General features: G+C 39.1%; 12 protein-coding genes. 8 read left to right on the top strand and 4 right to left on the bottom strand.

Annotation, left to right across the window (positions count from 1 at the left end; genetic code table 11):
* Window positions 1-16 precede the first annotated feature (16 nt).
* The 3 genes from ACLCEG_RS09665 (at window position 17) to ACLCEG_RS09655 (ending at window position 3,092) form a co-directional block, all read left to right on the top strand.
* On the top strand, window positions 17-1,024 hold the full coding sequence (locus ACLCEG_RS09665) for a DNA-directed RNA polymerase subunit alpha (protein WP_004705386.1): 1,008 nt from the start codon (window positions 17-19) through the stop codon (window positions 1,022-1,024).
* Between the two features lie 18 nt (window positions 1,025-1,042).
* Window positions 1,043-1,420 carry a 50S ribosomal protein L17 gene (gene rplQ / locus ACLCEG_RS09660; RefSeq protein ID WP_002049717.1) on the top strand — a complete coding sequence of 126 codons (378 nt, stop codon included), beginning with the start codon at window positions 1,043-1,045 and terminating at the stop codon, window positions 1,418-1,420.
* A 181-nt stretch (window positions 1,421-1,601) separates the two neighbouring features.
* On the top strand, window positions 1,602-3,092 hold the full coding sequence (locus tag ACLCEG_RS09655) for a flavin-containing monooxygenase (RefSeq protein WP_134262382.1): 1,491 nt from the start codon (window positions 1,602-1,604) through the stop codon (window positions 3,090-3,092).
* 48 nt (window positions 3,093-3,140) lie between these two features.
* Here ACLCEG_RS09655 and ACLCEG_RS09650 read toward each other — a convergent pair whose 3' ends face one another.
* Entirely contained in the window at window positions 3,141-4,313 is a 1,173-nt protein-coding gene (locus ACLCEG_RS09650; protein ID WP_019457781.1) for an acyl-CoA dehydrogenase family protein, read from the bottom strand.
* Between the two features lie 189 nt (window positions 4,314-4,502).
* Between ACLCEG_RS09650 and ACLCEG_RS09645 the strand changes: the two genes are divergently transcribed.
* From ACLCEG_RS09645 to ACLCEG_RS09625, 5 genes are all read left to right on the top strand, one after another.
* Window positions 4,503-4,760 carry a succinate dehydrogenase assembly factor 2 gene (locus ACLCEG_RS09645; protein WP_002049719.1) on the top strand — a complete coding sequence of 86 codons (258 nt, stop codon included), beginning with the start codon at window positions 4,503-4,505 and terminating at the stop codon, window positions 4,758-4,760.
* A 6-nt stretch (window positions 4,761-4,766) separates the two neighbouring features.
* Window positions 4,767-5,156, top strand: a complete 390-nt coding sequence (locus tag ACLCEG_RS09640; protein WP_216134588.1) for a hypothetical protein — start codon at window positions 4,767-4,769, stop codon at window positions 5,154-5,156.
* 768 nt (window positions 5,157-5,924) lie between these two features.
* Window positions 5,925-7,010, top strand: coding sequence for a hypothetical protein (locus ACLCEG_RS09635; protein ID WP_019457778.1), 1,086 nt, complete (start codon window positions 5,925-5,927; stop codon window positions 7,008-7,010).
* Window positions 7,011-7,094: 84 nt separating this feature from the next.
* Window positions 7,095-7,661 carry a rhombosortase gene (rrtA, locus tag ACLCEG_RS09630; RefSeq protein WP_004705397.1) on the top strand — a complete coding sequence of 189 codons (567 nt, stop codon included), beginning with the start codon at window positions 7,095-7,097 and terminating at the stop codon, window positions 7,659-7,661.
* A gap of 188 nt (window positions 7,662-7,849) precedes the next feature.
* The gene (locus ACLCEG_RS09625; protein ID WP_019457776.1) at window positions 7,850-10,045 is read left to right on the top strand and encodes a TRAP transporter large permease subunit; all 2,196 of its coding nucleotides are present in this window, start codon (window positions 7,850-7,852) and stop codon (window positions 10,043-10,045) included.
* 146 nt (window positions 10,046-10,191) lie between these two features.
* Here ACLCEG_RS09625 and ACLCEG_RS09620 read toward each other — a convergent pair whose 3' ends face one another.
* The 3 genes from ACLCEG_RS09620 to ACLCEG_RS09610 are packed head-to-tail and all read right to left on the bottom strand — an operon-like array spanning window position 10,192 to window position 12,939.
* Entirely contained in the window at window positions 10,192-10,623 is a 432-nt protein-coding gene (locus ACLCEG_RS09620) for a hypothetical protein (RefSeq protein WP_174736009.1), read from the bottom strand.
* Between the two features lie 11 nt (window positions 10,624-10,634).
* Window positions 10,635-10,844, bottom strand: a complete 210-nt coding sequence (locus ACLCEG_RS09615) for a YheV family putative zinc ribbon protein (protein WP_002049754.1) — start codon at window positions 10,842-10,844, stop codon at window positions 10,635-10,637.
* A gap of 40 nt (window positions 10,845-10,884) precedes the next feature.
* The gene (locus ACLCEG_RS09610) at window positions 10,885-12,939 is read right to left on the bottom strand and encodes a M3 family metallopeptidase (protein WP_410567322.1); all 2,055 of its coding nucleotides are present in this window, start codon (window positions 12,937-12,939) and stop codon (window positions 10,885-10,887) included.
* Window positions 12,940-13,070: the final 131 nt, after the last annotated feature.

Here is a 13,070-nt window from a genome sequence, read left to right as displayed (position 1 = left end):
CCTTGAGGTAGCAATAATGACGCGTACTGCAAACGAGTTTCTCACTCCGCAAGCGATCAAGGTCGAAGCGGTAAGCGGGACCTCGGCAAAAGTGATTCTAGAACCTTTAGAGCGTGGTTTTGGCCACACTCTAGGTAATGCTTTACGTCGCATTCTATTGTCTTCTTTACCTGGCGCTGCTGTGGTTGAAGTAGAGATAGAAGGTGTCGAGCACGAGTACAGTACTTTAGAAGGCTTGCAGCAGGACATCGTCGAGCTCTTGCTGAACCTAAAAGGATTGTCTATTAAGCTGTTCGATCAAAATGAAGCTTATTTAACATTAGAGAAACAAGGTCCTGGCGATATTACTGCTGCTGACCTTCGTTTACCTCATAATGTTGAAGTGGTTAACCCAGATCATTTAATTGGTACTTTGAGTGCTTCAGGTTCATTAAAAATGCGCTTGAAAGTTTCTCAAGGTCGTGGTTATGAAACATCTGATTCTCGTTTCCCTGAAGGTGAAACACGTCCAGTAGGTCGTTTGCAATTAGATGCTTCTTATAGTCCGATTAAACGTGTTTCTTACACCGTTGAAAATGCGCGTGTTGAACAACGTACCGATTTAGATAAACTGGTAATCGACCTTGAAACAAATGGAACGGTTGATCCGGAAGAAGCAATCCGCAAAGCGGCAACAATCTTGCAACAACAAATTGCAATTTTTGTTGATCTTCAGAAAGATCAAACTCCAGTTGCTCAAGAACCTCGTGAAGAAGTTGACCCAATCTTGCTTCGCCCAGTAGATGATCTAGAGCTTACTGTTCGTTCTGCTAACTGTTTGAAAGCAGAAAATATTTACTACATTGGTGATCTCGTTCAACGTACTGAAGTTGAGTTATTAAAAACTCCTAACCTTGGTAAAAAATCGTTAACAGAGATCAAAGATGTTTTGGCATCGAAAGGCTTACAACTCGGTATGCGTCTTGAAAACTGGCCACCAGCTAGTCTTCGTATGGACGACCGTTTTGCCTATCGTAGCCGTTAATTAAGTAGGACTATCACCATGCGTCATCGTAATAGTGGTGTGAAATTAGGCCGTACAAGCAGCCATCGTAAAGCGATGTTCCAAAACTTGGCTAATTCTTTATTTGAACACGAGTTGATCAAAACAACTGTTCCTAAAGCTAAAGAATTACGTCGTGTTGCTGAGCCTTTAATCACTCTAGCAAAAAACGATACTGTAGCAAATCGTCGTTTAGCATTTGCTCGTACTCGTAATGCTGCAACTGTAGGTAAATTATTTACCGTACTCGGCCCTCGTTACAAAGAACGTAACGGCGGTTATCTACGTGTTCTTAAAGCGGGCTTCCGTGCTGGTGATGCAGCACCGATGGCTTACGTTGAGCTAGTAGATCGTGAAGTGAATACTTCAGCTGAATAATTGATATTATTCGAAAAAGGCCGGCTTTTTGCCGGTCTTTTTTATTTTCTAAAAGCTATAAAAATAAAAAATTGTCCCCAAGTGACATAAAAAAACGGATAAACGGTCAAACTTGACATTGTGTATTGTCAAAATTGTGCTTTAATAAAGTCATATTCTCAACAATGGGTATAAAAATAAAATGGAAAAGCAAGTTGATATTCTAATCATTGGTGCCGGCATTTCAGGAATCGGAGTTGCTGCCCATCTATCTAAAAACTCTCCACAACGCCAATTTGAAATTTTAGAGCGTCGTGAATCTTTTGGGGGGACTTGGGATCTTTTCCGTTATCCTGGTATTCGTTCAGATTCAGATATGTCTACATTTGGTTTTAACTTTAAACCATGGTGTAAAGCAAATGTACTGGCTGATGGTGCTTCAATTAAAGGTTATTTAGGTGAAGTAATTGATGAGTTTAAATTAAAAGAAAAGATTCACTTTGGTCATCGTGTGCTTTCTGCAAATTATGATTCTACTTCAAAGAAATGGCATGTTGTTGTCGAGGATAACAATAAAAAGCAGCAGACTTGGGTAGCTAATTTTGTTGTAGGCTGTACTGGTTATTATAATTATGACCAAGGCTATGCGCCGACTTTCCCAAATCAAGAAGCTTTCAAAGGTCAACTTATTCATCCGCAGCATTGGCCTGAAAACTTAGACTATACAGGTAAAAAAGTAGTAATTATTGGTAGTGGTGCTACAGCAATTACTCTAGTTCCTGCAATGTCGAAAGGTGGGGCAGGTCACGTGACGATGTTACAGCGTTCGCCAACTTATATTGCAACAGTTCCTTCTATTGACTTCATTTATGAAAAAACTCGTAGATTTATGTCTGAAGAAACAGCTTACAAATTTACGCGTGCACGTAATATTGGTATGCAACGCGCAATTTATGCATTGTCACAAAAGCATCCTAAAACAGTTCGTCGTTTACTCTTAAAAGCAATTGAAATGCAGCTTAAGGGTAAAGTAGATATGAAACACTTTACGCCTTCTTATAATCCTTGGGATCAGCGTTTATGTGTAGTACCTGATGGTGATCTATTTAAGATTCTTCGTGAAGGTAAGGCGAGTGTTGAAACTGATCAGATTGAGAAATTTACAGAAACTGGTATTCAATTAAAGTCTGGTAAACACCTTGATGCCGATATCATAGTATCTGCAACTGGTTTACAAGTTCAAATTATGGGTGGTGTTCAAGCTAAAGTTGATGGTAAGCCAATCAACTCCTCAGAACATATGCTTTACAATGGCATTATGCTAAGTGATATTCCAAATATGGCCATGATTATTGGCTATGTGAATGCATCTTGGACATTAAAAGTTGATATTGCAGCTGATTATATTTCCCGTCTATTAAACTATATGGACAAGAATAACTATGACGAAGTTATTCCAGCGGGTAATAAAAATGAAATGGAAGAAGATACAGTAATGGGTAAATTGTCTTCTGGTTATATTAGTCGTGCAGCTCATGAGCTTCCAAAACAAGGTAAGCATGCTCCATGGCAAGTAACCAATAATTATCTTGAAGATAGAAAGTCATTACAAAATGCTAAGTTCGATGATGGTATTCTTCATTTTCACAAACATTCAGATGTAAATACACGTAAGCCAAAGCTAGTGTCTTAAGATTTGAAATCAAAAGGAGGCAAATAGCCTCCTTTTTTATGCATGGTATTAAAGTGTTCTAGAGATTAATTCTTTCATAATTTCGTTTGTACCTGCATAAATGCGGTTTGCTCGGTGGTCAATATAAGCACGAGCAATTGGGTATTCCAGCATGTAACCATAGCCGCCATGTAATTGAAGACATTCATCGACTATTTTCGAGAACATATCCGAAATTTTATATTTAGCAGCTGCGGCAGCTTCAACACTCAACTTTTCTTCAAGTTGTAATTCCATACAACGATCTAAATAGGTACGGCAGAAATCAATTTCAGTACGTAGTTCTGCGAGTTTGAAACGTGTATTTTGGAAAGCACTAATTGGCTTGCCAAATGCTTTACGATCTTTTGTATATTGAACAGTATGTGCAAACGCTGCTTCTGCACCAGCTTGGCAGATAATTGCAACCAACATACGCTCCCAGGCTAATTCTTTCATGAGCATAATAAAGCCCATGCCTTCCATGCCTAAAAGATTTTCTTTAGGAACACGAACATTATCAAAGAAGAGTTCACATGTATCTTGGCCTTTCATGCCAATTTTGTTGAGTGGTTTACCCTTAGTAAAACCAGCACGGTCAGCTTCAACAATAATAAGTGATAAATTGGCAGAGCCTTTATCACTGTTGCCTGTTTTACAGACGACAATTGCCATGTCGCACAAATAGCCATTGGTAATAAATATTTTTGAACCATTAATCACATATTCATCACCATCAAGAACGGCTGTAGTTCTTACAGCTTGTAAATCTGAACCTGTGCCTGGTTCTGTCATGGCAATTGCGGTCACTGTTTCACCAGTTGCCATTTTCGGAAGCCATTTTTGCTTTTGTTCTTCGTTTCCAAAGTTATTGATATAGTTGGCGACAATATCGGAATGTAGTGAGAAACCTGTACTTGAGTCCATTGCATATGCTTGTTCTTCGATAAGAATCATACTGTATAGACGGTCCACACCTGAACCACCGTATTGTTCTGGCATGGTGGTGCACAGTAAACCTAATGCACCAGCTTTATTCCAAAGATCTCGGTCCACATGTTGTTGTTTTTCATATTTTTCAGTATTTGGTACAACTTCCTTCTCATAGAATTTACGTACCGTTTCACGAAAAGCTTCATGTTCTTCGTTAAATAGATGGCGAGGTAACATATTTGGAATGGGACGAATAGCACCAGATTGCATTGTATTTCTTCCTTGGTTTGGGCTTGATGTTATGAGTCTAAACATAAGGCAAGCTCATTAGGTCTAACAATGTGATGAATGCTCATTTATAGCTATGAAGTGATAAGTTTGGTCAATTTGAGATTTTTAGCGAACTTTCTTATGTGATCAGGTAAACTAGGCGCACTATCAACGCAGATGGGGAAATAAATGTCTGAAGAAATGACCTTGGAAGAACGTAAAGTAGTTTATCGCGCACGCCGCGGTTTAAAGGAAATTGATGTCTATTTTGACCCGTATGTGAAAAATTATTATTTAAAGGCAGATCCAGCAGAAAAAGCATTGTTTGCTGAATTAGTAGAGCAGGAAGATCCTGATTTACTTGACTGGTTTATGGAAGTATCTGAACCGCCGCGTACAGAATTACGTGATTTTATTCATAAATTAAAGCATTATGTTCATGGCTGATTAGTTTTGATCAACCAATTGAATTTTAAACTGAAATATAGCCGTTTCTCGATTATATTTCAGTTTTTTATTGGCCTATGTTTAGCAGCTCTGTTTTATCAGCTGATACCAATACTCTGGTGGTTGGTTACGGTCTGTTTATTATTTATAAGTTTTATTTTCTTTTTAAAGCGACCACAGCTCGTTCAAATTGCCTATTTAGATCAGAAATTATGGTCTCTTAGCTTTCATTCAGAACAAACCATTTCTCGTGTAGAAATTTTAAAAATAATTGATTATCAGATTTTCATAGTGGTCTATTTTAAGGGTGATAAAACATTAACTTCTATTATTTGGTTTGATCAAATGTCCTTATCTCAATGGAAACAGCTTAAGACTTTAGAAAAATTCTATTAATTGTTAGACAATTCTACATTTGTATATTTATTTAAAAATATTAAAAATCAAATAATTAAGATTTATTTCTTTTCGGGAAATTTAAATTGTCTAGTTAAAATACAGAAAAAATAGCAAGAAAGCTAATTGTCCGACAATTTCTCAATATGGTTATTATTCTATCGGTTAAAGTACAAACACCAACGTAAAGTGTGTCGGAGGTCTCAAATGGAGATGCCAACATGGTCGTTCTTGGTCATTGCCATCATTCTGGCAGTGGTGATAGGAAGAGCAGGAACTTTACTCAGGGAACATCTTAATAAAGCTAATCTTAGCAAAGTTAAGAGACAGAGGATGCAAAGGTCATCGGTCAGTCAATAGTTTAATTGATTAATCGATTCATTTCATCAAGTGTCCGGTTTTTACTGGGTGCGAATGTAGTAAGGAGGTCTCTCATGGAGATTTCAATGTGGATGTTTCTGTTAATTGCAGTTGTTATGGCTGTAGTAGTAGGAAGAGCAGGAACTTTACTCAAGGATTATATAGAACAACAATAATATAAGCCGTTAAAAGCTTATCTCAGTTAATAAGTAGCATGTGCTGAACCGTCGCAATGCTACTTTTTTTTGCCTAAAATTTTTGTTTCCCTCAAAAACTGTCAATTTTATCTGCTGTGAAGTGTGTCAAAGTATAAGCGCTACAATTAGAGTAATTACTCTTTTATTCAAGATATGCATCTGCTAATGTACATCTGAAAAGGAAAAAACAAATTACATCGAGGACAGGAAGATGTCTAAAGTCCAAAAAATAAGCCAAGGTTTGGCGATGAGTTTTCTTGCAGCTTCAGTTTTATCAGGTTGTTCATACGTCGTGAAAAGCGGAGCAAATGTTGCTTTAGGTTTTACGGAAAAGCACGTTGTTCCACCTATTTTGGCAATGCAAGATGCTGAAATGGTTTGTAATACTGGTAGTGCCTTAACTCCTGCAATCATGTCGACTAAAGGGATGGGTGCAGATCCTACTCGTGTTGCTGTCTTAATGTATGCTGCTTCAGGTGTATGTGCGGAAAACCAAGCATTAGAGCAGGAGTTACGTTATTTGCGCGCTTCAAAAGCAGGACAAGTAACAGAAGCTCAAGATGCACGTATTGCGCAGAAGCGTTGGGCTGCAATTGCTGCAGAGCGGCAATATACGGGCTATAAATTATTCGCTGATCGTTGGGAATCTAAATATAAGTACCATTTAGGTGACTCTTGTCCAACTATGCGTAGTGATACCGATCAGACTGTATATCTACTTGGAATGATCAGTGGCCTTCAAGCAGTAACAAATGACATTAACTCAGGTGGTTCTGTCAATGTTCCGAAAGATATTGCTGCTATCGTAGAGCGTGGCATGGTTTGTCTTGATAACCAAAAGTTCTGGGGAGCACCAAATGCAACACGTGCGGTGATCTGGACTTTATTACCAGGAGCTAATGAAGGTAAGCCAGACCCGTATGAGACTTTAAAACAGTCAGTGCAAATTGGTGAACAAAAAGGTGTTCGTTTGTCTCACGCACTCTATGCTGTAGCTGCACAAGCAAGTGGTGACGATGCCAAAATCCGTGATGCATTAAAAACTTATGCAGCATCTCAAGCAGATGATAAACCAGTTAATCCGAACTTTAAGTTAATCGATAGCATGGCTGGTTTAATTGTTCGTGGTATTTCTGACCGCTATTGGACTGAGCATACGGGCGTTCGTACAGGTGACGGCGGTATGTCTCATTTCTGGGATGAGAAAAACGAGGGTTCAGCAGAACTGGATGAGTTATTTGACGGTGGGGCTGCATCAGAAGTTCCAGCAGACTCAGCAACTGCACCTGCACAGTAAAAAGATCTGAAGAAACTAACTCCTTGCGTTGCTACTTATTTTTCGTATTAATCGTAAGGAGTCTAGTTTTAAAAGGAGTGTGCTATGAAGGATCATGTACTCAATAAAAAAGTGCTTTTGGTCGCAGGGTGCATTTCTGTTTCTGCATGTCTACAAGTATTTCCAGATTATTTTATTTATTGGCGTGAAAGCTTACTTGGTGAGTTTTGGCGTTTGTGGACAGCGCATTGGGTACATGTGGGGTGGATTCACTTCCTTTTAAATATGATGGCATTTGCATGTTTGCCCTTCATATTTCCACATACCAAAGTGTGGCACATCTTAATTCTTCTTTTTCTTCTACCACCATTTATTAGCTTGGTGTTCTATTTTTATTTGCCTTATATCGATGCATATGCCGGCCTATCTGGTGTACTTCACGGGCTATATACAGCCGTTGCTCTAGTTTATTTGCAATATCGCAAAGAACGGAATTTTGCATTGTTAGTTTTAGGGCTAATTATTGCCAAACTGGTTTGGGAAAACACCTTTGGACAAACGGGCACTGCACAACTAATTGGTAGTCCTGTTTTAACCGAAGCTCATTTGTATGGTGCGATAGGCGGTGCAATCTTTGGTGGATGCTATTGGCTTATACAGAGATTCAAGTAGGAAGATTGACAATACAAACTGTTAAAAAAGAGATTTTAGTCATTCTTTATTCATAAAGTTTGATGCAAATTTGATCGTTGAATAAAGGGATTGGTAGAAAGGGGATGGACGGATACCCCTGACCAAGGAAATTGCATGACTCAGAGCCTTTGTTATGAGGGATTTGAGAGAACAAAATTGGAATATTTATGCAAGAATATCAAGAAAAAAGATCTGGATTAGGTCTGCTGGGTTATATATGGAACGAATGGATCTCAACATTCGTCATCCTCATTTTGCTATTAATGACGCTGATAATTGGTACCGGGGAAATGATCCACGGGCAATTATTACGTATCGGGGAGCGCCTTTATGGTGACCCTGCGATAGGCATGCAATATTCATTTTTGCGTGCTGAGCCTGAAAAGCCATCTTGTGATCGAAATCCAAATATTGATGCTCAAGTAAAAGAGCAAATGAAAGCGAATGCATCTGATGATTTCGCAAGCTTCTTTGGTGCTGCCTCAGAAAGTGATGTCCGTGCATCCTTACAAGCCGCACAGCAGCAATGTGAAGATAAATATAAGGCCTACGATAAAACTATTAAATATATTGAGGCAAATCCGGGAGTACGTACATACCGTACGATTGAAACGGGTTTCTTCGGTATATTTAAATTTGGTACAGAGAACCGTGCCATTTTACTGGTCTTTATGGTTTTAATTTCTGCAATTACTGCATCATTGAAATATCACCATATTGGCTTGCGTAATCCAGCAACAAAAATTGATTACAAAGTGTATTCTCTCTTTATGTTGCTTGGTAATGCACTACTAAGTTTTTCTGTGATTAGTCAGTATCGTTCTGTCATTAATTCTGGGGTAACACCTACTTATGAAACAGTAACGATTTACTGGATATGGATGATTCTTTTTGTTGTTCTGAGCTTAATTAGTCTGTATCAATTATTTGTTTCACCTCCGCCAAAACGTGAAGGCGGTAACATAGGCTTAGCCTTACTCTCTGTGCCTTTATATGCTTATATGGCACTAATCACAGGTATTGTCTTCACATTCTTTATGGACTATCCAATGGGGCAAGGGATTTACCTTGGTTTGTTGGTTGAGTTCTCAGGTATCTTCTTAAATCTTGCCTTATTTATTTGGGCAGGTATGTTGCTTACACAAACACGTGTTATGGACTTGTTCTTAAATGTACTTCGTCCATGGAACTTAGCGCCAGAAACCTTAACTTGGTTAATTCTGATTGCTGCTGCTGTACCAACAGCTTATACAGGTGCATCAGGGATTTTCGTTATTGCGGCCGGTGCGATTATTTATAAGGAAGTTTGGAATGCAGGTGCTCGCCGTCAATATGCACTTGCTGTATCTGCAATGTCAGGTTCATTAGGTGTTGTGGTACGTCCTTGTCTATTGGTCGTTTTAATTGCCATGCTAGACAGTCGCCATGTTACATCTGATGAGTTATTTGGACATGGTATTTACGTATTCTGGTTAACTGCATTTATTTTCTTAGGTGTATCTCTTTTCTTGGCAGAAGAAAAGTTCCGTGTGAACTCACCGAAAGTAGCACTTCCAGGCATGGCACGAGCTTTCGTACCCGTTATTCCATACATCTTAATTACAGTAGTTGTTCTTGCATTTTATAAATATGCATTAGATACCGGAATGAACGAATTTACTGCACCAGTAATTCTGCCACTCGTACTGATTGCGATGATCTTGTACGATAAATTGGTGATGCCTAAAGAGACACCAGCGTTAAATATTCATGAAGCAATTGTTCGTGAACATGAAAAAAAATCTCCGTTCTTACAATCACACGATCCGCATAGTTCGCAGTTCCGTCTTGGTTTTGGTGGTGCATTGCGTTTTGCGACATCAGAAACCGTTGGGCATATCGGTGCCTTAATTATTTTGATGGCATTATCTGCAAGTGTAGGTGGTTTAATTGAGCGCTCTGAAGTGGTTGAGTTATTACCAACTCATTTAGGCAGTATCTATATATCACTGGCATGTATTGCATTGTTACTTGCTATTATCGGTATGTGTACAGATCCATTTGGTGCTGTAATTTTAGTAGCAGCAACGATTGCTCCTGTAGCTTACGAAAATGGTATTCATCCAATTCATTTCTGGATGATTGTATTGGTTGCATTCGAATTTGGTTATGTAACACCACCAGTTGCCTTAAACCATCTATTAACACGGTTATCCGTTGGGGATGATGAGGTCAATGCTGCGGATGTGGAAGCGAAAGAGAAATACACAAGTTTCTATTATCGATATGAGCGCTGGTTATTACCAATTATTGTCTTGTTCTCATCGTTGGTATTGGTAACTTATGCTCCATTAGTACTGAAACTTTTTGGTTGGTACAAATAGTTTTAAATGTATAAACCTACTAAAAACACTCTCTAAGGGGGTGTTTTTTTATGGTGAGTTTTTAAATAAGCCAGTTTCTAAATAATAAAAAAAGCTAGTTCAAGGTGAACTAGCTTTTTTACGTTATCTTTAGATTTAGGCAAAAGCTATTGTTGTTTAACCTGAGCTTCGAGCAGCTTTACTTGCTCTTCTTTTAGCTTAATAAGTTGATCTGCATCAGCATGTTGAGCTTTTAAAGTCGCTTCCTGATCTTGTAGTTGATGGTTGATATCATTGAGCTTAGAAACTTCTTCTTTTGCTAAAGATTCTTGAGCTGGAACAGGCTGTTTGAGCACATCTTCATTCACAAGCTGCTGAGAACTAGCAGTTTGCGGTTGAGCTACAGGTACGGAACTTGCTGAGGGTGCTGTAGGTTTTTCAGGAGCAGGTGTCGATACAGGATGAGGATCGACTATCGGTGCTGGCGATTCAGTTTTTTTAAAAAACCATTGTGCTGCGAAAAAAAGCACTGCCAGAATGCTTAAGCCCCCAATTAAAATCCACAAGAGTTTTGAGTTTTGTTTTCTTTGTAGTGGCATCTCTAAGACCTTTAGTCAGAACGACGAGGCTTGAACTGTATTACTCCAACTTCATCAGGTATAGCAGGTGTTTCCGGTTCATCAACATGAGTCGGACGATTTTCGCTATAACCGCATTCGATACATTCAATCCATTCGTCTTCAGCGGTGGTTAGCATGACAATCCGATCTATGGCTTCACATTTTGGACATTTAGCCCCAGCAATGAAACGTTTTTTCATCTTTATCACCCTAACCACACGATCAATTTAGGCCCATAGTTTAAGCGGTTTTGTTGTCGTTCGTCCAACCTTGATGACGTAACAATGCATCAATTTTTGGTTCACGACCACGGAAATTGACAAATGCTTCAAGAGCAGTATCTTTCCCACCTACAGCTAAAATTGCTTGGCGGAATTCTTTACCTGTTTGGGTGTTGAAAATACCTTCATGTTCAAAGCGGTCAAATGCATCACTTGCTAAAACTTCTGCCCACTTGTAAGAGTAGTAACCCGCCGCATACCCGCCTGCAAAAATATGGCTAAAGCTATGTTGGAAACGGTTGTAGTCGACAGTTGGAACTACTGCGTACTGTTTGCGAATATCATTTAAAGTCTGCTGAATTTGCTCGCTATTCAACGCAGGAGTCTTGGTGTGAATAGTTAAATCAAACACTGCAAATTCAAGTTGACGTAAAGTTTGCATACCAGATTGGAAGAAACGCGCATTTAATAAAGCATCAAGTAATTCTTGAGGTAAGGTCTGTTTGCTCTCAATGTGCTCACTTAAAACATCAAGACTTTCTTTATCCCATGACCAGAATTCCATAAACTGACTTGGTAACTCGACTGCATCCCAAGCGACGCCGTGAGTACCTGCAACCGAGATATTATCTACTTCAGTTAACATATGGTGTAAGCCATGTCCAAACTCGTGGAACAAGGTAATGACTTCATCATGAGTCAGTAAGGCTGGCTGATTACCCACAGGTGGAGTGAAGTTACACACCATATAGCAAATTGGTTTTTGTAAACCATGAACAGTTTGCATACGTGAGCGGAAGCCACTCATCCATGCGCCGCCGCGTTTACCTGTACGTGCATATAAATCAAAGAAGAACCCGCCAACCACTTGACCTTGGTCTTCTAACTCAAAATAACGAGCATCTGGATGCCAAACAGGAGCTTCACGTTCAACGATATTAATGCCGTATAGGCGCTGAACAATCTGGAATAAACCCTGAATGACTTTCGGAGCAGGGAAATAAGGCTTTAATGCTTCTTGTGACAAATTGAACTGTTGTTGTTTAAGCTTTTCAGAATAGTAAGTGGTATCCCAAGGTTTGAGTTCATCAATCCCATCTTGTTTGGCAATGGCTTGTAGCTCAGCAACTTCTTGGAGAGCAGGGGTACGTGCATGCTCAGCTAAGTCGGCTAAAAAGTCATGAACAGTTTTAACATCTGGAGCCATTTTACTAGCAAGAGAATATTCAGCGTAGTTATTGAAACCAAGTAGTTTTGCCATCTCTTGGCGAAGGCTCAAGATTTCTTCCATAATCTTGCTGTTATCAAATTCTGTTTGTTCAGATTGATCTGATGCACGAGTGACATAAGCTTTATAAAGCTCTTCTCGCAAAGCACGATCATCTGCGTAGGTCATAATGGCAAAATAAGCTGGGAAATCTAAAGTTGCTACTGCTTGATCAAGCTCACGCTGTTTGCCGTACTGTTTTAATAACTCAACATTACTTTCTGGAAGACCTTTTAATTGATCTTCTGTCAGTGGTTTAAAATAAGCCTGTGTCGCATCAAGTACATGGTTTGAGAAGTCCGAAGAAAGCTGTGAAAGACGTGCAGAAATTTCTGCGTAGCGTTTTTTCTCTTCACCTTCTAAAGCAACGCCAGAAAGTTTAAAGTCACGTAATGCAAGGCGGATCGCACTTTGTTGCGCAGCGCTAAGTGTTGTATAGCTCTGACCATCATGAATGTGTTGATAAGTCTGGTACAGCGCCGTATGTTGGCCAAGCTGAGTGTAATATTCACTTAAAGCAGGTAAGAGCGACTGGTAGACCTCTCTAGTTTCAGCATTACTCATCACAGCATTTAAATGTGACAACACTCCCCATGATTCACTGAGGTTATTTTCAAGTGCATCAATTTGTTCAAGCACGGCAAGTTGCTGGCCTGTTTCAGAAGGTGCAGCCGTAAGGGTATTTAAGAACTCTTGTCCTGCTTGAATCGCTTGTTGAATATCTTGTTTTAAATTATCTAATCTAATTTGGTCAAAGTGGGGAGTAGGTAGAGTCGCTTGCTGTAAAGTCATTGCTAATAGCCACATTATTTTTTAAACATAGTATTAGATGTAGGTATTGTTAGGCAGGAAATCAAGCTTAATTTGAAAATAAACGTTTTAAAAGTATTAAGCCCCCATGCTTGGGAGCTTAATAAAAGGGATTAGAAACACCTATG

The sequence above is a fragment of the Acinetobacter sp. H1(2024) genome (assembly GCF_046557555.1).
In the GTDB taxonomy this organism is placed as follows: Bacteria; Pseudomonadota; Gammaproteobacteria; order Pseudomonadales; family Moraxellaceae; genus Acinetobacter; species Acinetobacter seifertii.
This window is presented reverse-complemented; position numbering and strand designations above follow the sequence as displayed.

Excerpts from the sequence above, each read along its gene's own strand:
- ACLCEG_RS09650 (WP_019457781.1), bottom strand. The coding sequence starts at position 4,313 with ATGCAATCTGGTGCTATTCGTCCCATTCCAAATATGTTACCTCGCCAT.
- rrtA (WP_004705397.1), top strand. The coding sequence starts at position 7,095 with ATGAAGGATCATGTACTCAATAAAAAAGTGCTTTTGGTCGCAGGGTGC.
- ACLCEG_RS09645 (WP_002049719.1), top strand. The coding sequence starts at position 4,503 with ATGTCTGAAGAAATGACCTTGGAAGAACGTAAAGTAGTTTATCGCGCA.
- ACLCEG_RS09610 (WP_410567322.1), bottom strand. The coding sequence starts at position 12,939 with ATGTGGCTATTAGCAATGACTTTACAGCAAGCGACTCTACCTACTCCC.
- ACLCEG_RS09620 (WP_174736009.1), bottom strand. The coding sequence starts at position 10,623 with ATGCCACTACAAAGAAAACAAAACTCAAAACTCTTGTGGATTTTAATT.
- rplQ (WP_002049717.1), top strand. The coding sequence starts at position 1,043 with ATGCGTCATCGTAATAGTGGTGTGAAATTAGGCCGTACAAGCAGCCAT.
- ACLCEG_RS09615 (WP_002049754.1), bottom strand. The coding sequence starts at position 10,844 with ATGAAAAAACGTTTCATTGCTGGGGCTAAATGTCCAAAATGTGAAGCC.
- ACLCEG_RS09665 (WP_004705386.1), top strand. The coding sequence starts at position 17 with ATGACGCGTACTGCAAACGAGTTTCTCACTCCGCAAGCGATCAAGGTC.
- ACLCEG_RS09655 (WP_134262382.1), top strand. The coding sequence starts at position 1,602 with ATGGAAAAGCAAGTTGATATTCTAATCATTGGTGCCGGCATTTCAGGA.
- ACLCEG_RS09625 (WP_019457776.1), top strand. The coding sequence starts at position 7,850 with ATGCAAGAATATCAAGAAAAAAGATCTGGATTAGGTCTGCTGGGTTAT.
- ACLCEG_RS09635 (WP_019457778.1), top strand. The coding sequence starts at position 5,925 with ATGTCTAAAGTCCAAAAAATAAGCCAAGGTTTGGCGATGAGTTTTCTT.